The 25,818-nt window shown below is 67.4% G+C and carries 24 protein-coding genes; 8 read left to right on the top strand and 16 right to left on the bottom strand.

The genetic code is table 11. From position 1 onward, the window contains the following. Positions 1 to 42 precede the first annotated feature (42 nt). Complete coding sequence (locus tag ACIQCN_RS07350) at positions 43 to 879, top strand: alpha/beta fold hydrolase (protein WP_400607658.1); 837 nt, start codon at positions 43 to 45, stop codon at positions 877 to 879. Here the strand turns inward: ACIQCN_RS07350 and ACIQCN_RS07345 are convergent. Further along, positions 867 to 2,327: a DHA2 family efflux MFS transporter permease subunit gene (locus ACIQCN_RS07345; RefSeq protein WP_400610188.1), complete on the bottom strand. Its 1,461-nt coding sequence runs from the start codon at positions 2,325 to 2,327 to the stop codon at positions 867 to 869. The two genes, ACIQCN_RS07350 and ACIQCN_RS07345, sit on opposite strands and share 13 nt — an antisense overlap. A gap of 149 nt (positions 2,328 to 2,476) precedes the next feature. Beyond that, positions 2,477 to 3,043 (bottom strand): type 1 glutamine amidotransferase domain-containing protein, encoded by a 567-nt coding sequence (locus tag ACIQCN_RS07340; RefSeq protein ID WP_400607662.1) that lies wholly within the window; start codon positions 3,041 to 3,043, stop codon positions 2,477 to 2,479. A 333-nt stretch (positions 3,044 to 3,376) separates the two neighbouring features. Here ACIQCN_RS07340 and ACIQCN_RS07335 point away from each other — a divergent pair, with 333 nt between their 5' ends. Further along, a complete protein-coding gene (locus ACIQCN_RS07335) occupies positions 3,377 to 5,092 on the top strand; it encodes a glycoside hydrolase family 13 protein (RefSeq protein WP_400610187.1) in 1,716 nt (571 codons plus the stop codon). 22 nt (positions 5,093 to 5,114) lie between these two features. Beyond that, positions 5,115 to 6,137 carry a LacI family DNA-binding transcriptional regulator gene (locus ACIQCN_RS07330; RefSeq protein ID WP_400607667.1) on the top strand — a complete coding sequence of 341 codons (1,023 nt, stop codon included), beginning with the start codon at positions 5,115 to 5,117 and terminating at the stop codon, positions 6,135 to 6,137. Here ACIQCN_RS07330 and ACIQCN_RS07325 read toward each other — a convergent pair. The 4 genes from ACIQCN_RS07325 to ACIQCN_RS07310 all read right to left on the bottom strand — a co-directional run bounded on the left by ACIQCN_RS07325 (position 6,131) and on the right by ACIQCN_RS07310 (position 10,824). Continuing rightward, complete coding sequence (locus ACIQCN_RS07325) at positions 6,131 to 7,303, bottom strand: ROK family transcriptional regulator (RefSeq protein WP_400607669.1); 1,173 nt, start codon at positions 7,301 to 7,303, stop codon at positions 6,131 to 6,133. The genes ACIQCN_RS07330 and ACIQCN_RS07325 overlap by 7 nt on opposite strands. 73 nt (positions 7,304 to 7,376) lie before the next feature. Next, entirely contained in the window at positions 7,377 to 8,321 is a 945-nt protein-coding gene (locus tag ACIQCN_RS07320; RefSeq protein WP_400610186.1) for an N-acetylglucosamine kinase, read from the bottom strand. Next, a complete protein-coding gene (locus ACIQCN_RS07315; protein ID WP_400610185.1) occupies positions 8,318 to 9,472 on the bottom strand; it encodes a glycerate kinase in 1,155 nt (384 codons plus the stop codon). Before ACIQCN_RS07315 ends, ACIQCN_RS07320 begins: the two co-directional genes overlap by 4 nt. After that, the gene (locus ACIQCN_RS07310) at positions 9,469 to 10,824 is read right to left on the bottom strand and encodes an MGH1-like glycoside hydrolase domain-containing protein (protein WP_400610183.1); all 1,356 of its coding nucleotides are present in this window, start codon (positions 10,822 to 10,824) and stop codon (positions 9,469 to 9,471) included. Before ACIQCN_RS07310 ends, ACIQCN_RS07315 begins: the two co-directional genes overlap by 4 nt. A 233-nt stretch (positions 10,825 to 11,057) precedes the next feature. Between ACIQCN_RS07310 and ACIQCN_RS07305 the strand changes: the two genes are divergently transcribed. The 5 genes from ACIQCN_RS07305 to ACIQCN_RS07285 all read left to right on the top strand — a co-directional run bounded on the left by ACIQCN_RS07305 (position 11,058) and on the right by ACIQCN_RS07285 (position 16,657). Next, positions 11,058 to 12,506 carry an extracellular solute-binding protein gene (locus ACIQCN_RS07305; RefSeq protein WP_400610181.1) on the top strand — a complete coding sequence of 483 codons (1,449 nt, stop codon included), beginning with the start codon at positions 11,058 to 11,060 and terminating at the stop codon, positions 12,504 to 12,506. A gap of 138 nt (positions 12,507 to 12,644) precedes the next feature. After that, positions 12,645 to 13,952 carry an extracellular solute-binding protein gene (locus ACIQCN_RS07300; RefSeq protein ID WP_400610180.1) on the top strand — a complete coding sequence of 436 codons (1,308 nt, stop codon included), beginning with the start codon at positions 12,645 to 12,647 and terminating at the stop codon, positions 13,950 to 13,952. Positions 13,953 to 13,954: 2 nt separating this feature from the next. Further along, complete coding sequence (locus ACIQCN_RS07295; protein ID WP_400610178.1) at positions 13,955 to 15,013, top strand: carbohydrate ABC transporter permease; 1,059 nt, start codon at positions 13,955 to 13,957, stop codon at positions 15,011 to 15,013. Continuing rightward, positions 15,010 to 15,843 (top strand): carbohydrate ABC transporter permease, encoded by an 834-nt coding sequence (locus tag ACIQCN_RS07290; RefSeq protein WP_400607687.1) that lies wholly within the window; start codon positions 15,010 to 15,012, stop codon positions 15,841 to 15,843. The genes ACIQCN_RS07295 and ACIQCN_RS07290 overlap by 4 nt, the downstream gene beginning before the upstream one ends. A 4-nt stretch (positions 15,844 to 15,847) precedes the next feature. Further along, the gene (locus ACIQCN_RS07285) at positions 15,848 to 16,657 is read left to right on the top strand and encodes a carbon-nitrogen hydrolase family protein (protein ID WP_400607690.1); all 810 of its coding nucleotides are present in this window, start codon (positions 15,848 to 15,850) and stop codon (positions 16,655 to 16,657) included. A gap of 105 nt (positions 16,658 to 16,762) precedes the next feature. Here ACIQCN_RS07285 and panC read toward each other — a convergent pair whose 3' ends face one another. The 10 genes from panC to ftsH are packed head-to-tail and all read right to left on the bottom strand — an operon-like array spanning position 16,763 to position 25,654. Continuing rightward, positions 16,763 to 17,668 (bottom strand): pantoate--beta-alanine ligase, encoded by a 906-nt coding sequence (gene panC / locus ACIQCN_RS07280; RefSeq protein ID WP_400610176.1) that lies wholly within the window; start codon positions 17,666 to 17,668, stop codon positions 16,763 to 16,765. Beyond that, a complete protein-coding gene (locus tag ACIQCN_RS07275) occupies positions 17,668 to 18,561 on the bottom strand; it encodes a Rossmann-like and DUF2520 domain-containing protein (protein ID WP_400610174.1) in 894 nt (297 codons plus the stop codon). The genes panC and ACIQCN_RS07275 overlap by 1 nt, the downstream gene beginning before the upstream one ends. Continuing rightward, positions 18,554 to 20,041 (bottom strand): PH domain-containing protein, encoded by a 1,488-nt coding sequence (locus ACIQCN_RS07270; RefSeq protein ID WP_400610172.1) that lies wholly within the window; start codon positions 20,039 to 20,041, stop codon positions 18,554 to 18,556. The genes ACIQCN_RS07275 and ACIQCN_RS07270 overlap by 8 nt, the downstream gene beginning before the upstream one ends. Next, positions 20,038 to 20,550: a PH domain-containing protein gene (locus ACIQCN_RS07265; RefSeq protein WP_400607698.1), complete on the bottom strand. Its 513-nt coding sequence runs from the start codon at positions 20,548 to 20,550 to the stop codon at positions 20,038 to 20,040. Before ACIQCN_RS07265 ends, ACIQCN_RS07270 begins: the two co-directional genes overlap by 4 nt. After that, a complete protein-coding gene (locus tag ACIQCN_RS07260) occupies positions 20,531 to 21,079 on the bottom strand; it encodes a DUF3180 domain-containing protein (RefSeq protein WP_400607700.1) in 549 nt (182 codons plus the stop codon). The genes ACIQCN_RS07265 and ACIQCN_RS07260 overlap by 20 nt, the downstream gene beginning before the upstream one ends. Then, on the bottom strand, positions 21,076 to 21,621 hold the full coding sequence (folK, locus tag ACIQCN_RS07255) for a 2-amino-4-hydroxy-6-hydroxymethyldihydropteridine diphosphokinase (RefSeq protein WP_400610170.1): 546 nt from the start codon (positions 21,619 to 21,621) through the stop codon (positions 21,076 to 21,078). Before folK ends, ACIQCN_RS07260 begins: the two co-directional genes overlap by 4 nt. Continuing rightward, positions 21,618 to 21,995 (bottom strand): dihydroneopterin aldolase, encoded by a 378-nt coding sequence (gene folB, locus ACIQCN_RS07250; RefSeq protein ID WP_400607706.1) that lies wholly within the window; start codon positions 21,993 to 21,995, stop codon positions 21,618 to 21,620. The genes folK and folB overlap by 4 nt, the downstream gene beginning before the upstream one ends. Positions 21,996 to 22,005: 10 nt before the next feature. Further along, a complete protein-coding gene (gene folP, locus ACIQCN_RS07245) occupies positions 22,006 to 22,926 on the bottom strand; it encodes a dihydropteroate synthase (RefSeq protein ID WP_400610168.1) in 921 nt (306 codons plus the stop codon). Positions 22,927 to 22,936: 10 nt separating this feature from the next. Continuing rightward, positions 22,937 to 23,581, bottom strand: a complete 645-nt coding sequence (gene folE, locus ACIQCN_RS07240) for a GTP cyclohydrolase I FolE (protein ID WP_400607711.1) — start codon at positions 23,579 to 23,581, stop codon at positions 22,937 to 22,939. A 9-nt stretch (positions 23,582 to 23,590) separates the two neighbouring features. Next, positions 23,591 to 25,654, bottom strand: coding sequence for an ATP-dependent zinc metalloprotease FtsH (ftsH, locus tag ACIQCN_RS07235; protein WP_400607714.1), 2,064 nt, complete (start codon positions 25,652 to 25,654; stop codon positions 23,591 to 23,593). Positions 25,655 to 25,818 lie beyond the last annotated feature (164 nt).

Raw genomic sequence — 25,818 nt, 5'->3', positions numbered from 1 at the left:
CGGATACTGCCCGCGCCCGGCTTGCTCCGCTAGGCTCAGGGAATGACGCGCGAGAACATCAGGACCCCCGACGGCGGCACTCTGGAGCTCTTCTCCACCGGACTGGACCTGTCCCCGGCCGGATCGGGAGTGGTCATTGTCCCGCCCTCCATGGTCACTGCAGCCGATTACACGAAATTCGCCCAAAAGCTGAGCGCTGCGCTGGGCCGTCCGGTGCACACGTTCAACCGCCGCGGCCGCGGCACCTCATCGCCGCAGCCTGAGGACTACACCCTCGACGTGGACATCCGGGACCTCGATACGGTGATGAAACACACCTCCAGCACGGATGTCTTTGGCCACAGCTTCGGCGGCGCCGTGGCCCTCCACGCAGCGCGGACCCTCCCGGTGGAGCGGCTCGCGGTCTACGACCCCGCGGTTTCCGTGAACCACAGCGTCAAGGCAGACTGGACCGCCGAATATGAGCGCGCCGCAGCCGCCGGGGATGACGACCGCGCCCTGGCCGTCCTGAAACGCGGCCTGGAGGCCGGCGGATCCTTCTCCTCCCGGATGCCGCTGTCCATGCTGACCCTGGCCAACAAGCTGACCGCGGCAACGCCGATGGGCAAGCAGCAGCGCGAACTGATGCGCACGGGCGTCCGCGAGATCAAGGCCATCATCGCCGCGGACATGCCCGCCGAACCCTTCCTGGAACTGCCGCTGGAAACGCTGATCGTGGTGGGCGAGAAGAGCCCGGCCTACTTTGGCGTGGCATGCGGCCAGATCCACGACGTCCTGTCCGGTTCCAGCTACACCATCCTGCCGGGTATGGGCCATGACGATGTCCTCAAGGCCCCGGACCGGCTGATCAAGGAATTGAGCGACTTCTACTCCGGCTGACCCGGGGTCTTGCGCATCATCGCGGAAAGCACGACGGCGGCAACGGCTATGAGGGTCGCCGCCAGGAAGGCGGCGCTCATCCCGGCGACGAGGCCCGCCGTCGTACTTACCACCGCGAAAATGGACACGAGCAGCGCCGTGCCGGCGGCGCCCGCCACCTGCTGGGTGGTGCTCATGATGGCGGACCCGTGCGAGTACAGGTGCGGGGGCAGCGGATTCAGGCCGGTGGTGAAGGCGGGCGTGAACAACAGCGCCAGGCCGAAGCTCAGGCCCACGTGCAGTGCAATGATCCACCACACCGGCGTGCCGGCGTCGAGCCTGGAGAACTGGAAGAGGCTCAGGACCAGGAGGACCGAACCGGTGACGGTGAGCGGGAGCGGGCCCACCTTGTCGAAGAGGCGGCCGATGACCGGGCCCAGCAGGCCCATGGCGAGCCCGCCCGGGAGCAGCGAAAGGCCCGTCTCCAGCGAGCCCAGGCCGCGGATCTCCTGCAGGTAGAGCGGCAGCAGGATCACTCCCCCGAACAGGGACATCATGGCAACGACCATAAGCAGGACGGAGACGGTGAACATCCGGAATTTGAAGGCTCGGAGATCCAGCAGCGGGGCCTGGGACTTCTGCAGCCGGACCTGACGGAGGATGAAGACTGCGAGGCTTGCCACGCCGATGGCGAGGGCTGCGATGGGGACCGCGCCCGGGCCGGCCTGCCCGCCGTGCCCGCCGCCAATCTGGCTCAGGCCGTAGACCAGGCCGCCGAACGCGGGAACGGTGAGGAGCACCGAAAGGAAGTCCAGCCTGGCCTTTTCAGCTTCCCCCACGTTGGTGAGGTATTTGGCGCCGATGGCCAGCGCGGCGAGGGCAACCGGCAGCACGAAAACGAACATGAACCGCCAGGTGAAGTGCTCCAGGATGAGGCCGGAGACGGTGGGACCCATAGCGGGTGCCACGGAGATGGCAATGCTGACGTTGCCCATGACGGCGCCGCGCCTTGCCACCGGGACCAGGGTGAGGATGGTGGTCATCAGCAGCGGCAGCATGATGGCCGTGCCGCCGGCCTGGATGATCCGGGCCAGCAAAAGCACCTCGAAGCCTGGCGCCGCCGCGGCCAGTGCGGTGCCGCCGGTGAAGAGGCCCAAGGCCAGCATGAAAACGGCCCGGGTGGTGAGGCTTTGCAGGATGAAACCGGTGGTGGGAATGACCACTGCCATGGTGAGCATGAACCCGGTGGCCAGCCACTGCACGGTGGGGGCGTCCACGCCCAGGTCCACCATGAGCCGCTGCAGGGCCACGTTCATGATGGTTTCGTTGAGGATCACCACGAATGTCGCCACCAGCAGCGTGGCGATGACCGTCACCGATTCACGGGACATTTTCGCCGGTGCGGGCGGCTGCGCTTCAGCAGCCTGGACGGGTTTGCCGAAGGCGTTTGAAGAGACTTCTGTAGACATGGGTGTTCCCTCAGGGAGTAATGAGTGGGGCACGCGATCGGCGTCGCTGCAGATTCCAACACTCTACCGGCAGGAGTCATTCCTCCATCCGGACTTTTCTTTACCCCTGAGGGAACACCTGGCCCTGCGCCTGCAGGCCAGACTGCCTTTTAGGCGGTCTGGCCGGCGTGCGTGCCTTCCGCGATTTCCTCCAGCAGCTTGCTGTTAAACGCAGGCAGGTCGTCCGGGTTGCGGCTTGTGACCAGGCCCTGGTCAACCACCACCTCCTGGTCCGACCAGTTGGCTCCCGCGTTCTTCAGGTCCGTCTGGAGCGTGTGGTAGGAGGTGACGTTGCGTCCGCGGATCACTCCGGCATCAATCAGCAGCCAGGGACCGTGGCAGATGGACGCGACCGGCTTGTGCTGTTCAAAGAAGGCCCGGGCGAAAGCCTGCGCGGCCCCGTCCACCCGGAGGTGATCGGCATTAACGACGCCGCCGGGGAGGACGAGTGCATCGAAGTCGCCCGCGTTTGCCTCGCCAACGGTGATGTCGACGTCGAATGTGTCGCCTTCGGCGGTGCCGTTGAAGCCCTGGAGCCGTCCGGGCTTCAGCGCCACCAGGGTGGGCTCGCCGCCGGCATCCTTCACGGCCTGCCAGGGGCTGGTCAGCTCAACCTGTTCCACGCCGTCCGTCAGCAGGAACGCGACCTTCTTGCCTGCAATGCTGTGTTCTGACATGGTTCCTCCTTGGCTTGTAGACTCGTGTGCCTGACACGACCCAGCCTAGGAAAGCCCCAACTGATAAGCAAGCTGATTACTTTACGGAACCCGCCGTCAGCCCGCCCACAATGAACTTCTGCAGGTAAAGGAACAGCAGGAGCACAGGCAGGGCACCGATGGGCCGCGGCTGACGGGCGCCGGCAACGACGGCCGCCGGGCGCAGTGAAACAAGTCACAACTGTAAGCGATTCCAAACTATGCGTCCACATCCAGATTTGCTTTAGCGGATTCCTCGTCATACTTAATTGGAAGCCGTTCCATTTCATGTCTTTAACCCCTTAGGATGACCGGATGACAAACACGCTCGCCCCCGCCGCGGCCGGTCTTTCCGCCGCGCAGCTGGTCCCCGTCCACCCCGCCGACGAAGGCTCCGAGTGGTGGCGGTCCTCGGTGATTTACCAGGTGTATCCACGCTCATTCCGCGACCTGAACGGCGACGGCGAGGGTGACCTGCCCGGTATCACCGCCGAACTGCACCACCTCGCGGACCTGGGAGTGGACGCTGTGTGGCTGTCGCCGTTCTACGTCTCGCCGCAGCGCGACGGCGGCTACGATGTGGCCGATTACTGCGACGTGGACCCAATGTTCGGCACCCTGCCGGACTTCGACGCGCTGGTGGCGGGGGCTGACTCGCTCGGCGTCAAGGTGATCATCGACCTGGTTCCCAACCACTGTTCCTCGGACCACGCACTGTTCCAGGCGGCCCTCGCGGCCGGTCCCGGCAGCCCCGAGCGCGGGATGTTCGTGTTCCGCGACGGACGCGGGGAACACGGCGAGCTGCCGCCGAACAACTGGCAGTCGCACTTCGGCGGACCGGCCTGGACCCGCATCGAGGAACCCACCGGCGAACCCGGCCAGTGGTACGTGCACCTGTTCGACTCCTCCCAGCCGGACTTCAACTGGGACAACCCGGCCGTGCATGACGAGTTCAAGCGGATCCTGCGGTTCTGGCTCAGCCGCGGCGTGGCGGGCTTCAGGGTGGACGTGGCGCACGCCCTGATCAAGGCGCAGGGGCTCCCGGACTGGCACGGGCGGCCCGACGGCGTCAGCACCGAAGAGCACCCCGGCCACCTCGCGCCGATGTTCGGTCAGCCCGAGATCCACGACATCTACCGCGAGTGGCGCAAGGTGCTGGCGGAGTTCGACGGCGAGCGCATCCTCTGCGCCGAAGCGAGCATCGACCCGCTGTCCCGGCTGACCAACTGGGTGCTGCCGGACCAGATGCACCAGGCGTTCAACTTCGCATACCTCGGCACGCCGTGGGACGCGGAGCGGCTGCGGTCGGTGATTGAAAGCTCGCTGCGGATGTTCGATTCCGTGGGCGCTCCCACCACTTGGGTGCTGTCCAACCATGACGTGGTCCGGCACGCTACGCGGTTCGGCATCGTGGAGCCTGCCGCCCGCCCGGGTGACGGCCTGGGCGTGGAGGATCCCCAGCCTGATTCCGGGCTGGGGCTGCGCCGGGCGGCGGCTGCATCCATGCTGATGCTCGCGCTGCCCGGCGGCGTGTACCTGTACCAGGGTGAGGAGCTGGGGCTTCCGGACCACACCACGATGGACCACGCCTTCCGGCAGGACCCCACGTACCGGCGAACCGCGGGTGAGCGGATTGGCCGGGACGGCTGCCGCGTGCCCCTCCCCTGGGAAGCGGCCGCTCCGGCCGCAGGCTTTAACAGCACGGGCTCCTCGTGGCTCCCGCAGCCCGAGGGCTGGGGATCCCTCGCCCGCGACGTACAGGCGGCGGACCCGTCCTCCGTCCTTGCCCTGTACCGCCGCGCCTTGGGGTTGCGCCGCGAACTTGGCCTGGGCGGCGGATCCCTGGACTGGCTGGACGGCGTGGCGGGTCCCGAGTGCATCGCCTTCGTTAATAACGGCGTCCTGGTGATGATGAACATGGGTACCGCGCCGGTCGAAATTCCGGACATGGAGGTCCTCCTGGCCACCGACGGCGAAGAGGCGGCCCAGCGTAAGCTTGGTGCTGCGCAGTGCATCTGGCTGCGCATGTAACCACGGGGAGCAGCAGGGGTCAGTGGCAGGAATAAAGGATGTGGCCCGGCTGGCGGGAGTTTCCCAGGCGACGGCGTCCCGCGCGCTGAGCGGCAAGGGCAGCGTTTCCGAACGGGCAAGGCTGGCCGTGACCGCCGCGGCCCGCGAGCTGGGCTTCGTCATGTCCTATCACGCATCCAGCCTGGCCAGCGGGCGGAGCCATAACATCGGGGTGGTCCTGCCGTTCGTGAACCGCTGGTACTTCTCCACGCTGCTGGAGGGCACCAATTCCGCGCTCATGGATGCCGGCTACGACCTGACGCTCTATGACTTCCAGGGCGACCGGTACCGCGAGTCCGTCCTGGGCGATTTCCTGCTCCGCAAACGGCTGGACGGCGTCATCGCGGTATCCCTGCAGCTCAACGGGCACGAGACGCAGCAGATTCTCTCGGCCGGGATACCCGTGGTGGGGGTCGGCGGGCCGCTTCCCGGGATCCCCACAATCAGGATCGACGACGAGGCGGTGGGGCGGCGGGCCACCGGGCACCTGCTGGGGCTGGGCCACACCCGGGTGGCGCACCTGGGCGGGGAACAGGAGTTTGGCGGGCATTTCAAGATTTCCGGCGGCCGCCGCGCCGGGTACGAGGCAGCGATGGCCGACGCCGGCCTGCCCGTCCGCCCGGCGTGGAACCTGGCCGCGGACTATTCCATGAACGATGCATACCGGCAAGCCAAGCACCTGCTGGCCGATCCCGACGAGCGGCCCACCGCCATTTTCTGCGCTTCTGACGAGATGGCCGCCGGCGCAATGCTCGCGGCGCGGGACCTGGGGCTCCGGATCCCGGCCGATCTGTCCGTGATTGGCGTTGACGGCCACGAGATGGGTGACATCCTGGGCCTGACCACCATGGACCAGCAGGCCCACGCCCAGGGCTCCCGTGCCGTGGAACGCCTGCTGTCCCGGGTGGAAAACGGGACGGGCGCCGCGGGCCCGGCGGATGAAATCATCGAAGCCCGCCTGGTGGTCCGCTCCTCAACCACGGCCCCGCGGACGCACGCTTATTGAGCGGCCGCGGCCAGCGTGCGGTCGATGGCGGCGGGGTCGTACACCTTCCGCATGACGAGCGTGGCAAGCCCCGCGATGGCAGTACGGTCGTGCGGGTCCCCCGCCCCCACCACGAGCCCCTCAGCGATCCGCTCCACAACATCTGCGAAGACACGCCTGCGGACGTTGTCCACCAGGACCGGAAGGGCACCAATCCTGCCGCCCAGGACGAGCCTGTCGGGGTTGATCGTGGTGATGGTCGCGGCGAGCGCCCGGCCCAACACCTCCGCTGCCTGTGTGAGGGCACGCAGGGAACTCTTTCTCCCGTCCAGGGCCGCCTGCCGTATGGCGTCGACGTCGGAGAGGCCTTCGGCGGCGAACCGGTCGGCGATGGCACGCCCTGAACTGTAGGCTGCCAGGCACCCGTTGCGGCCACACCGGCAGCGCGGACCGTCGTCGGTGATCCTGATGTGGCCGATATCGCCGGCCGCGCCGTGGGCTCCGCGGAGGATTTCTCCGTCCACAACGATTCCGCAGCCGATGCCGGTAGCCACTTTGACGTAGACCAGCGTTCCCCGGCCCGAATCCCATTCGCCGAGCGCAGCCGCGCGGGCATCGTTTTCCACCACCAGGGGCACCGGCCACACCTGCGAAACCGCCTCGATGATGGCATCCGGCTGCCAGCCGGGAAGGGTGGTGGGGTGCACCACGCGTCCGCTTGCCACGTCCACGGGAGCTGGAACGCTGACTCCGACGCCCACCAGCACTTCCCCGGTGCCCTGTTCAAGCAGCGCCTGGCCCGCGCCGGTCAGCCGCCCCAGCACCTCCGCGGCAGGGCCGCCGATGTCATGGGTGATGGTGGTGGACCGCAATTCCACGCCGTCCGTGTCCACGACTGCCACTGTTGCGTGGGTCTGGCCCAGCGCCAGGGCAAGGATGACCTTGCCGCGGTTGTCGAAACGGATCTTCCGGGACCGGCGTCCGCCGGTTGCCTCCAGCGCCTCGCCTTCGTAGATCCAGCCGCGCCGCAGGAGGGCCTCGAGGCGTTCGTAAAGGGTGGCGCGGGACATGCCGGTCTCGGACAGCAGTTGCTGTCGCGAAAGTCCGTCCGCCGAACGGATCAGGTTCAGTAGGTGCCCGTGGGACGTTGCGCCGCCCAGGCTGGCAGGTGTTCGTTCGACCGTCACAACATCCTCTTCCGTGCAGGGTTAAGACATACTGTCATCCCGCATGGCGGTATGCAGGCATCCTGCCGCATGGTCACTGGCGCGCGGACCGGACGTCCTGCTCCGACAGGTAGGAGACGCCGAAGACCGGATCGCCGGCCAGTGTCCTGACGTCAGTGATCCCGTGGGCAGCCAGGTGGTCCTTGAACGCTTTGCCCAGTGCCGGCTGGTTCAGTCCGACACCGCCGCCGAGCACCACCGGGCCCGGGTTCATGAGGCGCAGCGCGACCTGCAGCACCTGCTCGGCCAGGCTCTTCGCAGCCCGCTCAACCATCCGCTCACTTGCCGCGTGGCCCCGGTCCGCGCATTCGAAGACCAGCCTGGCCTTCCGGGCCCAGTAGGTCCGGTCCGTATCGCCATGGAAGTGGCGGATCAGGCTTTCAGGTGAGCTGAGGCCGCAGTCCGCAAGCAGCACGCCGGTCAGTTCGTCCACCGGCAGCCGCAGGTCGTAGCGCCGGAGGCTGTGCCGGACGGCTTCACGGCCGAGCCAGTACCCGCTTCCCTCATCGCCCAGAAGGTAGCCCCAGCCGCCGGCACGCACCTCGGTTCCTTGCTCGTCGACTCCCCAGACAGCTGAACCCGTTCCGGCGATGACGGCAATACCCGTGCGCACCTGCGCTGCCGCAAGGATCAGCCGGGTGTCATGAACGATGGTCACCGCTGCATGGGGCGCGTGCGGCGCGATAAGCCGGCGCAGCTCGTCCTTGTCTTCCTCGGTGTCCACGCCGCCCGCCCCGACGTAGACCCGGCCGGCATCGGTGGCACCGAGCGAGCCCAACAGGACCCCCAGGTGGCGGGAAGCGGTTTCGCGGCTCACATTCTGGACGTTGGCGCTGCCCGCGATCCGGTCAGCCATGACGCTGCCGCCGACGATGCGGATGCCGTGCGTTTTGGAGCCTCCGATGTCCAGTCCGATAACGGTCCGGCGCGCGGCGGCACCGGACTCGGGCCGGAGTACGGCCGGACCCGTGCTGCTCATTGCAGGACCCTTTCCGCCACCAAGGAAGTACCCACATTCCGGCCCACGGCAGCCAGCAATGCCGCTGCCCCGGACATGCAGCGGGCCGTGTCGGGCTCCAGGTCGGTGAGGGGGAACGAACCCTGGATTCCCAGGGTGCCCAACTGCTCCGCGGTCAGCGATCCCTGACCGCAGACGGCTATCACCGGAACACCGGCGTCGCGGGCAACAGCCGCGAGTCCGGCCACTGCTTTGCCGCTAAGGGTCTGCAGGTCCAGCGAGCCTTCGCCGGTCACCACAAGGTCCCCGGCACCCAGGGCAGCGACAGTTTCTCCGTAGCCGGTGATCTCCATGACCACGTCGATTCCGGGCTGCCTCGTGGCTCCGAGCACCGCAAGGGCTGCGTAGCCGATGCCCCCGGCGGCACCCGCACCCGGGAAATCGGCCATGCCGGCCAGCACGCCGTGCCCTTCCATCACGCGGACAAGGTGTGCCAGTCCTTCTTCGAGGATCTCCACCTCTTCTGCGCCCGCGCCCTTCTGGGGACCGTAGACCGAAGCCGCGCCGTCGTGCCCCAAAAGGGGGTTGTCGACGTCGGACGCCAGGACGATTTCACAGCCGGCCAGGCGGCGATCCAGTGAGGTGAGGTCCACGGATGCCAGAGTGTCCAACGCACCTCCGCCGTGTGCGACGGCGGTCCCGTCACCTGCGGTGAGGCGGGCGCCGAGGGCCTGCAGGAAGCCCGCCCCGCCATCGGTGGAGGCGCTGCCGCCCACAGCCAGGACGATCCGGCGGGCGCCGGCGTCCAGCGCGGCCACCACCAGTTCCCCCGTGCCGTAACTCGTCGCACCAAGAGGATCAGGAATGCCGCCCGCAAGCTGAAGCAGGCCGGACGCCTGGGCCATCTCGATGACCGCGGTCCCGCCGTCCGGATGGAGCGCGAACCCGGCGGAGACAGGCTGGCCGGACGGGCCGGTGACCGACAAGGTGATGTGCCGGTATCCAGCCCCGACGGCGGCAGCCACGGTGCCGTCGCCACCGTCGGCGATGGGCATCGGGATGACCGTGGCGTCCGGCCGGACCGCGCGGATTCCCTCCGCCACGGCATCACATACTTCGGGCGCGGTCAGGCTTCCCTTGAACTTGTCGCAGGCAATCAGGACCGTGGTCATGTTGCGGCAGGCCGGCCGTCGACGGGTCCGGCGAGCCATTCGAGGGCCGCGGCGGCAGTCCACGCCTGGGCCAGGCTGCCAAGGGGCTCGCCCGTGAACGGCTCATAGTATTCGCCGAACTTGAGGTCCGAAAGCTGCTGCAGCGATGTGGTGCGCAGCTTCTCCTCCAGCCCCGCCTGGCCGTCGCGGCCGCAGGCCCACCCCAGCAGGAGGTTCAGGAAAGGCCACACCGGTCCCCGCCAATACGTGCGGGGGCGGAATGCGGCGCTGGCCGGCGACGTGGAGGGCGGCAGCGGGAAGCGAAGCCCCGGAAATCCCATCCACTCAGGGCCCTGGAGCATCTCGCGCTGCCGGGACAGCAGGCCCTGGTCGCCGCCGGCCACCAGCGGGGCGAAGCCCGAGACGGTTTCGGTGGCAATCCACTGTCCTGCCAGGACGTCGAAATCGCGGGCGAGTCCCGTTTCCGGGTCCACGGTCGCTGCGACGCCGGTGCGGAAGCGTTCGGCCAGTTCGCGCAGTTCCTGTGCCTCCTCCCGGCCCAGTTCGTGGGCAAGGTCGGCCAGGACCTCGGTGGAGGCCGCCATGATGGCCGAGAAGAACACGTCGCGGACACGGAAGTCCACGATCTCCTGGACGGCCTGGTCGTCGAAGCGGACGGAGGCCATCTGCTGGACGAGCCACAGGTATTTGGTGTATTCCGAGTCGTCCGGGCGTTCACTGACATCGGCAACGTGGGCGGTGTCCCGCCGGACGAACGGTTCGACGACGCCGGGCCGGATGGCTGCATAGGGCCCGTCCCAGCGGGGTGAATTGTCGAAACCGGATTCCCAGCCGTGGTGAATCTCGATGAGCCCCACCCGGTCCGGGTCGCGGACCTCGGCAAGCCAGCGGTGCCAGGCGAGCCAGCCGTCGAAGGACTCACGTACGAAGGCCTCGGCAGCTGCCTGGTCCGTGCCGCCATTTTCGCGGCCGCGGTCCAGGATGTGCCGCACCGCGATCACGTGGACAGGCGGCTGGCAGATTCCGCTGGTCTTGACGCCCTCGGGGCGGGCTGCTGCACTTGCCGTTCCCCAGCGGTCGAAGCCGGGGAAGTAGTCGGTGTCGTTTGCGCTGAACACGATGTGTGGGATCATGCCCGTTGACCACTGGGCGCCAAGCAGGGTCCGCATCTCGGTGATGGCCCGGGGAACGCTGACCCGTGCCAGTCCGATGGCCACGAAGGCGGCGTCCCAGCTCCACATGTGTGGGTAAAGGTTGGGCGCTGCACTGGTCATGGTGCCGAGGTCGTTGGCGCGGAGCACTTCGATCGCGGCGTCGCGGATCTGTTGCGCGGTCACATTCTGCGGGGACACGGGAGCCTCCAAGGGGCCGGGAAGGGTAGCGGGGGCGATAAGCCGGGGCGGGAGCGGAGAAGCCGAAGCGGAGATTCCGCCGTAAACTTTCGTATAAGCATCAGACAAAAGATGCTGACTGTCAATGCATTCGCGGCGAAGGACGCCTGGGCTGCCCGGTCAATGTAAAGATGTTTAGGCGCAGGGCGCCCCTGCCGGCGCCGTCGAAATCATTGCGAGTAAGGAAGTTTCCCATGGCCGCCGAGTGGCCTGCCGTCGATCCGAGCCGGCCCATTCCTGTCTACGAACAGCTGAAGGCTCACCTCATTCAGCTGATCCTGAGCGGGCGCTACGGGGCCGAGGGGCAGTTGCCCACCGAGTCGGAGCTGTGCACCACCTACGGGCTGAGCAGGACGCCGGTACACCGCGCACTCGCCGCACTCGCAGCAGAAGGAGTGGTGGTCAGGCACCGACGCCGAGGCACGTTCGTGGCTCCGGAATGGCTCGAGAGGCATGCGGGTGTCCGCGAACTGACGGCCGTAGTGCCGGAAGGCCCCTGGGCCAAGCTGATCCGCGCCGAAGCCCCCACCGACGTCGCACTCTCGATGACCGTGGTGCCCCTGGGCGGCCTCCACGACCACCTCACGGAGGCGGTGGCGAGCGGCGAGGCTCCGGACATCGCCCTGGTGGACTCCGTCTGGGTGCCCGAATTTGCCACCGCCGGCTATTTCCGGAGAATCGACGACATCGATTCCGGATGGGCGCGGGACCAGTACCGAAAGCTCTTTGCACAGGTGTTCGTCACCTCCCAGGCCGTGGACGGCGCTTCCGTGGCTGTCCAGCTCGAGGCCGACGTGGCCGGCCTTTGGTTTGACCGCGAGGCCCTGGCCGCTGCCGGTATCGCTCCGCCCGACACCTGGGGTGAGCTGGCAGCCGCCTGCGCCCTGCTCGCCGTGAAGGGCACCCCTTCCCCGCTGGTCCTGCCCGGCGGGCCCGCCGCCGGCGAGGCGGCAACCTATTGCCTCCTGGCCCTCCTTGCCTCGAACGGGGCGCGCATCATCGGGCCGGCAGGAGTCCTGCCGGACCGGGACCGGCTGGTGCAGACCCTGGAGTACCTGCAGGAACTTGTGTTCCAGGGCGCCATCGCGAAGGAGTCAGTCGACTTTGCCCGCGAGCGTCCCGTCCAGCTTCTGGCCTCCGGCCAGGCCGCCTTTGCCCTGGCCGGCAGCTATGAACTGCCCGCGCTTGCCGGGGTGGCCGGCCTGGACCAGGAAAGTGCGTGGCGCCGGTTCGGATTCATCCCGATGCCCGCCGGCCCCTCGGGCAGCCGCGCCAACCTTGCCGGCGGCATGGCCCTGGGCATTTTCAGGCAAGGCAAGCGGCCGGACCTCGCCCTTCATGTGATCCGGGCCCTCCTGTCCTCGGACGCGCAGGCACGCATGGCCCGCTCAACAGGGCAGATACCCACGCGGACCTCGGTGGTTCCACTGGTGGCTGATGACAACTCACTGCTGGGAAAGTCCGCCGCGATGCTCGAAGGAGCCGTGGTCCGCCCGGCCGTGCCGTCCTACGACCGCGTTTCCCAACAGCTGCAGAAGCTGCTGGCAGACATCATCCTGGTGCGGATCAGCCCGGCCGCGGCGAGTGAGTACACCGCCGAACTGATCTCCGCCATCACCGGGCTGCCCGTAGCGGGCAAATAAGCCGACGCGGCACCCCGCGGCACGCCGAAACCCCCATTTTCCCGGCCCGACCTTCTACCCGCCTTGACATCAGCACGTGAGCGACCTCATATTTGTCACTACGCAATGACAAATACCACTGCTTCGACGGAGATACAGATGATCAAGTTACGAGCGCGCCGCGCGGCGGTTGCCGCTTTCGCAACACTCGCCCTCGGCTTCGGCGCCACTGGGTGCGGCGCAGGGTCCGAGACCGCCAAGACCGACGGGCCGCCAAAGGGTGAGATCCGGGTCCTCTCCAACTGGAGCGGACCCGAGGCTGAAGCCTTCGGAGCCATGGTGGAGGGCTTCGAGGCGAAGTACCCCGAAGTCTCCGTGAAGGTGGACAGCGTGCCGTTCGACCAGACGCAGTCGGTCCTGACCCAGCAGTTCGCCGCGGGAAGCCCTCCGGACGCCGCCGTGGCATTGCCCGGCATGGTGCGCCAGCTTTCCAAGCAGGGTCTCCTGATGGAGGTGGACACCCTGTGGGATGAATGGATCAAGAACGGCGAATACAACGATTCCCTGCGCGCAATCGCGGCAGGAGCCGAGGGCAAGACCGAGGCCGTCTACGTCAAGGGCAACGTCAACGGCCTGATCTGGCACACCACCGCCAAGGCCAAGTCACTGGGCCTGACTGCCCCGCCGGCAACCTGGTCGGAGCTTACGGCCACGCTGGACAAGTACAAGGCCACAGGGCAGTCCCCCTTCAGCGTCGGAGCCAAGGACGTCTGGGTTCCCACCCAGTGGATGGACCCGATCCTGCTGAACGTGGCCGGCGAGGAGAAGTTCAACCAGCTGGCACGCGGTGAGATCGGTTGGGACGACGCGGACATCGCCAAGGGCGTCAAGGTGCTGGCGGACATGATCCGCAACTACTGGCCCAAGAACGCCCTCGACACGGGCTTCTCCGACGAGACCTGCGGCTGGGTGACCGGAAAGAACGCGTTCGCCAACAACGGCGCATTCGTCAACGGAATCGTGCCCTCCTGCGACTCGAAGCTCAAGCCGGGCACTGATTACAGCTTCTTCACCCTGCCCGCCTTCGAGGGAACCGAAAAGCCGGCGCAGGCTGTCAGTGGCGACCTCTTTGTCGGAGCCAAGAAGTCCAAGAACCCGGTGGCAACCATGGCATTCCTGGAGTACCTCGGATCCGTTGACGCCCAGACGATCTGGGCGAAGAAGGGCGGCTACATCGCGCCCAACATGAAGGTTCCGGCGAGCGTCTACCCCACGCCCAATGACAAGGCCGCAGCAGAGCTCTGGCCGAAGGACGCCGCAGGCCAGGCCGGCTACGACCTGGATGACTGGATCGGCGGGGAGCTGCAGAGCAAGTACCGCAACGCCCTTGTTGAACTGGTGCGCTCCCAGGATGCCGATGCCTTCATCGAGACCATGAAGACAGCCGACACCCGCTCGAACGGATAATTGTGACTGTCATCCCCAAAGAAGACACGACGAGCGTGCAAAAGGGGGCCGGGGCCTTTCGCAAGAAGGCCCCGGCCGGCCGCCGGCCCGGAAAGCCTGGCCGGTCCGCGCTCACGCCGTACCTTTTTATCGGTCCCATCCTCCTGGTGTTCCTGGGCTTCTACCTGTGGCCCGCGTTCAGCACGGTGACCTCCAGCTTCTTCACCTGGGGCATGCTCAACCCGTGGCAGATCAATGCCCCGGCCGACTGGGAATACGTAGGGATGGAGAACTACGCCTCAACCCTGACCAGCGCCGACTTCTGGAACGCGGCCCTGAACAGCGCCATCTGGCTGGTGGTCTTCCCCGGACTTGTCCTGGCGGTGTCCTTTCCCCTGGCGCTGCTCGTGTGGAATGCCCGCCGGGGCTCCGGAATATTCCGGAGCATCTTCATCCTGCCCATGACCATCTCGCTTTCGGCCGCAGGCATCATCTGGTCCTTCATCTACAACCCGGATCCGAACAAGGGTGTGCTGAATGCGTTCCTGGGGCTCTTCGGCCTGGCGGACGCCTCCTTCACCTTTGGGCCGCTGGGGGTGCACGCCGGCCAGTGGCTCTCCAACCCGGGCGTCCTGCACCTGGGAATGGCCGACATCCGATTCGCCAACCTCTTCGTAATCATTCCGGCGGTATGGGCCTTCGCAGGCTTCGGCGTCATCACGTTCACTGCCGGCCTGACCTCCGTACCCGCGGAACTGCTTGACGCAGCCCGCGTGGACGGCGCAAAGCAGTCCCAGCTGATCCGCCATGTGGTGATCCCCAGCCTCCGCCCGTCCATCGTAGTTGTGGCAGTGGTCAGCGTGATCTTCGCCCTGCGGACGTTCGACATCGTCCTGGTCACCACGGCAGGCGGCCCGGCGAAGGACACCGAAGTGCTTGCCATGCTGCTGTGGCGCCAGGTGTTCCAGTACCTGGACACCCCTCAGGGCGGGCTGGCGGCGGCCATTGCCGTACTTATGTCCGTCTTCATGATTGCCATTTCGCTCCCCTACATCCGCGCAACCCTGAAGGAACAGCAATGAGGCAAAGTAAATGGGCCGTGTTTGCCCTTTACGGCATCCTGACCGTTGCCAGCATCCTGTGGCTGGTGCCCGTTGCCACCGCTGCGATGATATCCATCCTTCCGCTCGACCAGAGCGGCGCCGGCTGGTGGCGCGCCGACTTCTCCACCGCCACGCTGGAGAACTACGGACGGGCCTGGCGGGAGGGACTGTCCACCTACACGTTCAACAGTTTCATCATCTCGATCAGCTCGGTGGCCCTGACGGTGGTCCTGGGAACGTCGGCGGCCTACGCCTTCGCGCGGATGAAGTTCCGCCTCAAGGGACTCCTGTACTTCCTGCTGATCACCACCATGATCGTTCCGGTACAGATCATCCTGATCCCGCTGGTTCCCTGGTTCCGGACCCTCAACCTCAATGAGGGACCGGCGCAGTTCCTTGGCATCGCCCTGGTGCACACTGCCTTCGGCGCCGGCTGGGCACTGTTCATGCTCATCGGGTTCTTCTCCCAGATCCCCGAAGAGATCCTGGAATCCGCACGGATAGACGGCGCGAGCGAATTCGACGCATTCCGCCGGATCGCCCTCCCCCTGGCCGTCCCCGGCATCGTGTCCTTCATCATCATCGACTTCGTCTTTGTCTGGAACGACCTCCTGATGGGCCTCACTCTGCTTGACAGTGACCACCGGCCGCTGACCGTTGGTCTGGCCAACCTCCAGGCCCCCCAGCTGAACCAGGACGACCTGATTTCCTCAGGCTCCATCCTCGCCATCATCCCCCCGCTGCTGCTTTTTGCACTGCTCAACCGCTATTACGTCCGCGGGCTCTACGCCGGCGCAGTGAAAGGTTAGACCCATGAACCCACCATCCGGCCAGAGCGTTCGTGCCGCTATCCTCCAGCTGGAACTGCCCAACGGCGACCTGGACGGTAACCGTGCCGCGTACCGCGATGCCCTGCTCGGCCTGGGCGACGCCGACCTGGTGGTCACCCCGGAACTGTTCATCTCCGGCTATGACCTCAAGATGATCGACGAGATCGGTGCGCAGCTCAGCGAGCCGCTTGACGGCCCTACCGTCGAAATGACCAAGGAAATCGCGGCGGAAAAAGACTTCACCGTCGTCGTTGGCCTACTGGAACGGGGTGAGGACGGCAACCTCTACGACACCGCAGTGACGGTGACACCCGCAGGCGATGCGGTCCCCTACCGCAAGAGCCATCTGTTCCCCACTGAGTTCGACCGGTTCAAGCCCGGCAACGAACTGTTCGTGGTGCCAACCCCGGCAGGCCTCCTCGGACCGCAGATCTGCTTTGAACACGCCTTCCCGGCTATCGCCACCACCCTCGCCATGGAAGGGGCACAGATCATCGTCATCCCTTCAGCCGTGGGGGACGGTTACGATCACCTGCTGACCCTCCGCTCCAGGGCACGGGCTCAGGACAACCAGATCTTCGTGGTCGCTGCCAACCTCAACGGCAACGGCTTCTGCGGCCATTCCCTGATCGCGGACCCGCGCGGGCACGTCCTCGCCTCAGCTGGCCACGGCGACGCCATCCTTCGGGCGGACCTGGACCTGAGCCTTACCGGCCTGGAGCGCCAGCAGGAACGTTCGCTGTCCCTTGCCCGGCCTGAGCTGTACACGTCGAAGCAGAAAACCGGGCGCTGACCCCGCGGAGCCGGCATATTGGATGAGGGCGCCTTCCCCTGAGGGCGCCCTCATCCGTGTCTTGCCGCGAACCCGAACGCTCAGCAGCCGCTACGAACCCAGCGGCTACGAACCCAGCGGCGCGTTGTCGATCAGCCGCACCGGGCCCACCCTCGCCGCGATCAGCGCAAGGGCCTCGCCGCCGAACGGGGTCTCCCGGCAGTTCTCGGCCAGCGGCTCCAGCGTCAGCGGATCCACCACGTCGAAGTAGTCCAGCTCCACCAGCGGCTGGGACTGCACCATGGCCACCGCCGAATCCAGGTCCAGCGGCTCGCGGGCGGCCGCCCGGGCCTCCAGCAGCCGCAGCGCCCGGGAGAGCACCAGCGCGGCGTCGCGCTCGGCGACGGACAGGAAACGGTTTCGGCTGGACAGGGCCAATCCCTCGGCAGACCGGACCGTGGGAACCCCCACGATCTCCACCGGGAAGCTCAGGTCCGCGGCCATCCGGCGCACCAGCGCCAGCTGCTGCGCATCCTTTTGGCCGAAGTACGCGCGGTACGCAGGCAGCCCCGTACCGTCCGGCAGCCCGGCCGCGGGGAGGCCGTAGTGCAGCAGCTTGGCCACCACCGTCAGCGCCCCGTCGAAGTGCCCCGGCCGGGACGCGCCTTCCCACTTCTCGCCCAGCTTTCCGGACGTGACCCGCACCAGCGGCTCACCGCCCGGGTACACCTCCTCCACCGCCGGCGCGAACACCAGGTCCACGCCCTGCGCCTCCAACAGTTCCAGGTCCGCCTCGAGCGTGCGAGGGTACCGGTCCAGGTCCACGGCATCGCCGAACTGCAGCGGGTTCACGAAGATCGTGGCCACCACAACGTCATTCTGTTCGACGGCGGTGCGCGCCAGCGCGGCGTGGCCCTCATGGAGCGCACCCATGGTGGGCACCAGTCCCTGCGAAGCTCCCTTCCGGGAGCCCAGGAGCCGGGCTCCCTGGGCACGGAGGTCTGCCACGGTGGTGGCGAGGCGGATGGGCATCAGTCGTCCTTACCCTCAAGGGCCTGGCGCAGGCCTTTCATCTGATCCGGCTTCAGCAGGGCGCGCCCCTCGGCGCGGCGGGCTGTGGCGCGCGCCATCGCAAGGTACGCCTCGAGGACGTCCCCCTGCCCGCCGCCGTCGTACTCCCGCAAGGCCGCCGCGTGCGCGGCCACCGTTCCCACGTCACCGCGCGCCACCGGCCCGGTGAGCGCGGACTCCCCCGAAGCCAGCGCGTTCTCCAGCGTTGCCCGGAGAAGCGGCCCCAGCATCCGATCCGGCTGCCCGACGCCGACCTCCCGGAGCAGCTGCGACGCCTGCGCCACCAGGGTGACCAGGTGGTTCGAACCGTGCGCCAGGGCCGCGTGGTAAAGGGTGCGGTCCGCTTCGGCAATGGCGACGGGTTCGGCGCCCATCTCCACCACCAGCGCCTGGGCGATCGGAAGCATGGCGGCGTCCGCGGTGACGCCAAAGGTGCAGTCCAGCAGCCGCGTCAGGTCGAGGCTCATTCCCGTAAAGGTCATGGCCGGATGCAATGCCAGCGGCACCGCACCGGCAGCGCGCACCGGGTGCAGCACGCCCACGCCGAACCGGCCGGACGTATGCGCAACCAGCTGGCCGGGCTGCCAGGCGCCCAGCTTGGCGAGCCCGTCCACCAGGTCGGGCAGGGCGTCGTCCGGCACGGCCAGGAGGACCAGCTCCGCGCGTTCCACGATGTCCCGCACGTCCAGCACGGGAACACCCGGGAGCAGCGATTCCGCCCGTTCGCGGCTCGCCTCGGAGACCGCGGAAACCCCGACGACGGCATGTTCCGCCGCCCGCAGGGCCGCACCGAGGACGGCTCCCACTTTTCCGGCACCAATGATTCCGACGCCAAGGCGTCCGGGTTTAGCCATGCTGCGGGCCTTCCTGCAAAGGGTTGAAAGGGGATTTCGGGGGCGCCACCTGCGCCAGCCACTGCTCGGTGGTCTGGCGTTTCCTGGCCAGCCGGGCCCGGGCGGACTGCTGGTCGAACAGCGCGCGCGCCTGGTCAACGCCGGCCTGCACCAGCCGGGGCGCCACCGGCCCCGCGGTGGTGTGCAGCACCAGGTCCGCCACGCGGAACCGCCGCGCCAGGGGGCCCTGCTGCAGGGCGATCGACTGCGTGCGCTGGTGTGGCACCACCACCAGCTCGCGCCACCAGCGGCCGGAGCGGATCAACAGTGCAGTGTCCGTGGCGGTGAAGCCGTTCCGCCGCCAGCCGAACGGCGCAAGGAACCTGGCCCGGCGCGGCGTGGTGACGAAACCGCAGCCGGAATCCAGGCCCGCCAGCCCGGCCCCGAACACCTCCACTGCCCGTGGCGTTCCGGGATCCGGCAGCACCAGCGCGAGCATGGCCAGGACGTGCTCCATCCGCCCCACGGGCAGCAGCGTGGTCCGGGAGGACCCCTCCCCGGCGTTGTCCGCCGCGCCGTAGCCGGCCACGTTCACCTGCATCCGATACCAGCCCAGGGCACGCCACAACGGCGGCTGCACAATCCTCAGCGCCTGGATCCTCCCGGGCGGAAGCGTCTGCGCCTGGGTGTCCAGCAGTCCGTACCGCAGCCTGATTCCATCCGGCGAAACCGCCGCCGTGAAGTTGTAGCCTTTGTTGAAAAGGCGCCAATAACTGGCCCCCAGCCCCAATGCGGCGGGGATGAGATAGAAATAAAAACCCTGGTTTTCAGCCAGCGCGGACAACACCACGGATGCGACGGCACCCAGGATCACCAGGACGCTCTGCTCACTCAGCAGCAACGAACCGGCCAGGCGCGACGGCGGCACGGCCAGCACCGGGTGTTCCGGCGCCTCGGCGGCGGGGCCGGCTTCGCTGTGGCCGCCCGGCTGCGCCCCGGACGCACGGGCCAGGATGGTGGCCCGGAGCTGCCTGGCCTCGGCAATCTTCAGGTAGGACAGCCGCACTGCTGATTCGCCGGCATCGGCCACCTCGAACTTGAGCTCCGCCAGGCCGAAGATCCGGGCCAGCAGGGGTTGTTCGATATCGATCGCCTGGACCCGGTCCAGCCTGGCCTGGCGCTGCTGCCGGAAGATGAAGCCGGTGTTCACCCGGACAAAGCCGCCGGATACCTGGTACCTGGTGAAGTACCAGGTGAGGATGAAGCCGAGCACCGCAAGCAGCAGGACCGTGCCGCCGCCGGCCAGCAGCCACGGCGCCCGGCCCGCGAAACCGTCTTCGAACACCGGGCCGCCCTGCAGCGCGCGCTCCGCGAAGTCCCGGCCAAAGAAGAAGCCGATGGCAGCCAGCGCCAGCCAGCCGCGGATGAAAGGCGACGCGGGATGGACGCGCAGCCACTCGCCGTCGGACGGGTTGTCAGTGGCTCCGCTGCCAGCGGTCACAGCCCTGCCAGCCTGGCTTCGCCGCGGGCGGCGAGCTGCTCCCGCAGGCGCGCTCCTTCTGCGGCGGGAAGACCCGGGATCTGCGCGTTGGTGCCGGGGGCGGCGGTGTGTAGCTTGAGCGTGCACAGGCCCAGCCGGCCTTCCACAGGCCCTACCGCAATGTCCACGTACTGCATCCTGCCGTAGGGCACGGCCAAGGTGCGCTGGAAGAAGATGCCGGAGCGGATCAGAAGGTCGTCGTCGCGTTCCGCGTACCCGATGGCCCGCACCTGGCGCGGGATCAGCAGCAGCTTCCACACCGCCATGGCAACCAGGACAACAGGCACCGCGGCCGCGGCCCACAGTGGAGGCCAGTCCCACCAGCCCAGCAGCACGACCGCCAGCGGCAGTGACAGCAGCAGCACCAGGGCGAGGTTGCCCAGCGTCCACTGCAGGACGCGTACGGTTACGTACTTTGGCGAGACCCGCTGCCAGGTGATGCCCGGCGGATCAATCGCCTCCGTAGGCATAGCCGCCCTCCCCGGTGGTCTCGCCGCGGACATGGCGGCCCGGCTTGCCCTCAAGTCCGGTGGCGTCGCCGTCCTCGGGCGGGATCCTGCAGATCCGCTCCACCACCAGGCCGACGCCGATCATCACCAGGCCGCCGGCGGCCATGGCAAGCGCCAGCCACATGATGCCCTGGTTGGTGTTCAGGCTCCAGATCCGCACCTGGTCCAGGAATATCCCCACGTGCCAGCCCAGGAGCACCGCGCCCGCGTAGGCGCAGGCCTGCGCCAGAATCAGGGTGCGGGCCGCCAGGAGCGGGTCCAGCACCGTTTTCCTGGCTTTGCTCTCCGGCTTGTTGGCGTTGCGCCACCGCAGGATTTTCAGCCCCAGGACCAGGGTAATCACCACGATCACGGCCATAGTGGCCAGCGCGGTGGCGGGCAGGACAGGCGTGGCGAGCCCATAACGGCTGGTCAGTACCGTGGCGGACCACCCGGCCAGGGCAACGATGATGCCGATCAGGATTAGGCGCAGCGGGCTGACCGGCTTCATCGTTGCTCCACCGCTCCCGCCGTGGGAACGCCGTCGAAGTCGCCAAAGCCGTCAAAGGGCGCCAGGTCACCGAAGTCCGGGGCCCGTGCTGCCAGGACGCTGATGCGTTCCCCGTTCAGGGTGGCCGCGGGTTCGATCAGCGACCAGGGATAAAGCACGAACGCGCGCCCGGCGGCCCGCGGATGGGGCAGGGTCAGGACGGGATCGTCGCTGGTGGTGTCGCCGTAGGTGATGATGTCCACGTCCAGCGTCCGCGGGCCCCAGTGCACCTCCCGCACGCGGTGATGCTTGTTTTCCACCGCCTGGCAGTGGGCCAGCAACTCCATTGGGGTCAGGCTGGTTTCCACCGTGACCACCATGTTCAGGAAGTCCGGCTGGCCGGCAGGGCCGCCCACCGCCTTGGTCTGGACCACCGGGGACACCGCGAGCAGGCGCACTTCCGGCGGGTCCACAATGTCCGCAACGGCCGCGGTGAGGGTGTCATTGCGCTCACCCAGGTTGCTCCCCAAAGCCAGGACCGCCTTCACGTACCCGGTGGTCATGGCGCCTCCCCTTGGCCGGGCTGCTTCCGGTGCACGGTCACAGACACATCACCGAACGGAACCTGGATGGGCGCCTGCGGCTTGTGAACGGTGATGTCCACGGCCTGCAGCCGGAAATCCGTCAGCAGGCTCTCGGCGATCCGCACGGCCAGGCCTTCGATCAGGTTCAGCGGTTCGCCCGTGATCCAGTCAGTAATACGCTGCGCCACCTCGCCGTAGTGCGCGGTGTCGCGGACATCGTCGGACTCCGCAGCCTTGGCGAAGTCCAGGTACAGCACTGCGTCCACAACAAAAGGCTGGCCCTCGCGGCGCTCAAAATCAAACACCCCGTGATGCCCGACGGCGGTCACACCGGTCAGCGTAATCCTGTCCATGGGCGCGTTCTTAGCCGGCGGCGCGCGGAGGGGACATGCGCGCGGCGACTTTGACGGCGTCAAGGCTGGGACCGACGTCGTGCACCCGCACGGCCCACGCGCCGCGCGCGGCGGAGACAGCCGTGATGGCCGCCGTGGCGCTGTCGCGTTCCTCCGGGGCGGCAGCCTTGCCGGAGACCGTCAGGAGGGTGCCAAGGAAGCGCTTGCGGGACGCTGCCACCAGGACGCGGTGGCCCATGGCGGCCAGCTGGTCCAGGTTCTGCAGGAGTTCCCAGTTCTGGGCGTCGTTCTTGGCAAAGCCCAGGCCCGGGTCCACGATGAGCTGGTCCGGGCTGACGCCGGCCGCGTACAGCTTGTCGCGGACGCCGGCGAGCTCGGCAGCCACTTCGCCGGCAACATCGGTGTACTCGGCCAGCGAGTTCATGGTGCGGGCATCGCCACGCCGGTGGGTGAGGATATACGGGACCTTCTTCGCGGCCACGAGTTCAACCATTTCCGGTTCGATGGTCAGGCCGGAAACATCGTTGATGATGGCCGCGCCGGCTTCCAGGGCGGCTGCCGCCGTCGAAGCGTGCGTGGTGTCGATGCTGACCAGGGCGCCCGCCTTGACCAGGGCCTCGATGACGGGAATGACGCGGCGCTGTTCCTCTTCGGGGCTGACGTCCTCGGCGCCGGGCCGGGTGGATTCCCCGCCGACGTCGATGATGTCCGCGCCGGCGTAGAACATCCGGAGGCCCGCCGCGATGGCGGTGTCCGCGGTGGCGTGCCTGCCGCCGTCGCTGAAGGAGTCGGGGGTGACGTTCAGGATTCCCATGACCAGGGTGCGGTCCGTGGGCAGGTCTTCGAAGCGCGCTGCCGGGCGCGGTTTACGCAGGATGGGCAGCGGCGAGGTTGCGGGGCCCGTGCCGGGGGCTGCAGCGAGTGAGTCCATGGTCTGATGGTTACCTTCCGAGGATGAGGCTCATGGCTTCGGCACGGGTGGCCGGGTCATGAAGCTGCCCGCGGACCGCGCTGGTGACGGTCTTGGCTCCGGGCTTGCGGATACCGCGCATTGACATGCACATGTGTTCGCATTCCACAACGACGATCGCGCCCCGCGGCTGCAGGTGGCGGACCATCGCCTCGACGATTTCAGTGGTGAGGCGCTCCTGCACCTGCGGGCGGCGGGCATAGATGTCCACCAGCCGGGCCAGCTTGCTCAGCCCGGTGACCTTGCCGTCATGCGAGGGGATGTAGCCCACGTGCGCCACTCCGTGGAAAGGCACCAGGTGGTGCTCGCAGGTGGAATAGAACGGGATGTCCTTGACCAGGACGAGTTCTTCGTGGTCCAGGTCGAACGTTGTTGCCAGGACCTCGGCAGGGTCAAGGTGCAGGCCTGCGAAGACCTCGGCGTACGCTTTGGCCACCCGTCTCGGAGTGTCAACCAGGCCGCCGCGGTCAGGGTCCTCGCCAATGGCCAGGAGGATCTCACGGACGGCAGCCTCGATCCGGGGGCGGTCCACCTTGTGGTGTTTTGCGGGGTGGGATTCGCCCGGCGCCGGGTAGCCGGCGGAGGAGGGAACGTCGTCATCGTCGAAGTGGGTCACAGCAAAAGCTTAGCCGCGATGGGCGTCGGGCCCCGAGTCGGGGATGCCGCCCTCGAAGGGCGCATCCTCCGGAACACCCTGCGCGTGCGGCGGCTGGGCGTCCAGCGGCTCGTCCAGGCGGGCCTTTTTGGCCTCTTCCTGCGCCTCGCGTTCTGCACGCTCCTGGCGGGACTCCACCGGTCCGGCTTCCTGCACGGGCCTGGTCTCCTTGGAAAGCCACACCTCGCGGAAATCGCGCTTGCGGACGTCGGTGAAGATCTCGGCGATCTCGGACTGGTTCAGCGTTTCGCGTTCCAGCAGTTCCAGTGCCAGGCGGTCCAGGACGTCCCGGTTCTCCGTCAGGATGGCGTAGGCCTCGTCATGCGCCTGGTCGATCAGGCGGCGGACTTCCTCATCCACCACGTAGGCGATCTGGTCCGAGTAGTTGCGCTCGTGGCCGGCATCGCGGCCCAGGAACGGCTCGCCACCTCCCTGGCCCAGGCGGACAGCGCCCACGCGTTCGCTCATGCCGTATTCGGTGACCATCTTCCGCGCGGTGCCCGTGGCCTTTTCTATGTCGTTGGATGCACCGGTAGAGGGGTCGTGGAACACGATCTCCTCCGCGACGCGCCCGCCCATCGCGTAGGCCATCTGGTCCAGGAGTTCGTTACGGGTCACGGAGTACTTGTCGTTGTCCGGCACCACCATGGTGTAACCCAGGGCGCGGCCGCGGGGCAGGATGGTGATCTTGGTGACCGGGGCGGAGTTCCGCAGGGCCGCCGCCACCAGGGCGTGACCGCCTTCGTGGTACGCAGTGACCTTGCGTTCGTGTTCCTTCATGACGCGGCTGCGCTTCTGCGGGCCGGCCATGACACGGTCGATGGCTTCGTCCAGCGCCCGGTCATCGATGAGATTGGCGTTGGAGCGGGCGGTGAGCAGCGCGGCCTCGTTCAGCACGTTGGCCAGGTCCGCACCTGTGTAGCCGGGAGTCTTCTTGGCCACGGCCTTGAGGTCCACGCCGGGCGCCATCGGCTTGCCCTTGGCGTGTACCTGCAGGATCTGGTTGCGGCCGATCAGGTCCGGGGCTTCCACGCCGATCTGCCGGTCGAAGCGGCCGGGGCGCAGGAGCGCGGGGTCCAGCACATCCGGGCGGTTCGTGGCGGCGATGAGGATCACGTTGGTCTTGACGTCGAAGCCGTCCATCTCCACCAGGAGCTGGTTCAGGGTCTGCTCGCGTTCGTCGTTGCCGCCGCCGATGCCGGCGCCACGGTGCCGGCCTACGGCGTCGATTTCGTCCACGAAGATAATGGCCGGGGAGTTGGCCTTGGCCTGCTCAAACAGGTCGCGGACGCGGGAGGCGCCCACGCCGACGAACATTTCCACGAAGTCCGAGCCGGAGATGGAGAAGAACGGGACGCCGGCCTCGCCGGCCACGGCGCGGGCCAGCAGCGTCTTGCCGGTGCCGGGAGGGCCATAAAGCAGCACGCCCTTGGGGATCTTGGCGCCAACGGCCTGGAACTTGCCGGGCTCCTGCAGGAATTCCTTGATTTCCTGCAGCTCCTCCACGGCCTCGTCCGAGCCCGCGACGTCCGCGAACGTCACCTGGGGCATGTCCTTGCTGACCATCTTGGCCTTGGACTTGCCGAACTGCATGATTTTGGAGCCGCCGCCCTGCATGCGGGTCATCAGGAACCAGAAGAGCGCACCCAGCAGGAGCACGGGGATCAGGAGGGACAGCAGTCCGGAGAACCAGTTGTTCTCTATGGGCTGGTCGGTGAACCCCTGGTCCGGCTTGGCGTCGCTGACGGCGTCAACCACGGCCTCGGCGCGGGCGTCCACAAAGAAGAACTGGACGTTCTTGCCCTTGTCCTGGCCGTCCACCTCCAGGTTCTCCTTCAGGACCAGGTCAACGCGGTTTTCCCCATCGAAGATCTTGGCCTGCTCAACATCGTTTCCGGCAAGCAGCTCCAGGCCCTTGTCCGTATCAATCCGTGCGGCACCGCCGGGAGCCAGCGTTGCAAAAGCCACCAGGAGCAGGCCGACCACAACGACGATCCAGATGCCCGGGCCCTTGAAGAAGTTCTTAGCTTTCATCTGTTCGGGGCTGGCCCCGTCCCTTCCGGTAGTGCTTCACGGCGAGTACTCTGCGCCCGTGATGGTGCTGCGTCAGCTTCTAGCTATACACCGTCCGCAGTAGATCACGCATGGTTCCGGGCAAAAGTTCCCTGTGGGCGTAGCAGTACGCGGGGATGCCCGCC

This window comes from Pseudarthrobacter sp. NPDC092424 (assembly GCF_044754925.1).
GTDB lineage: Bacteria > Actinomycetota > Actinomycetes > Actinomycetales > Micrococcaceae > Arthrobacter.
Note: the sequence above shows the minus strand (reverse complement) of the source record. Positions and strands in the feature narration are given on the sequence as shown.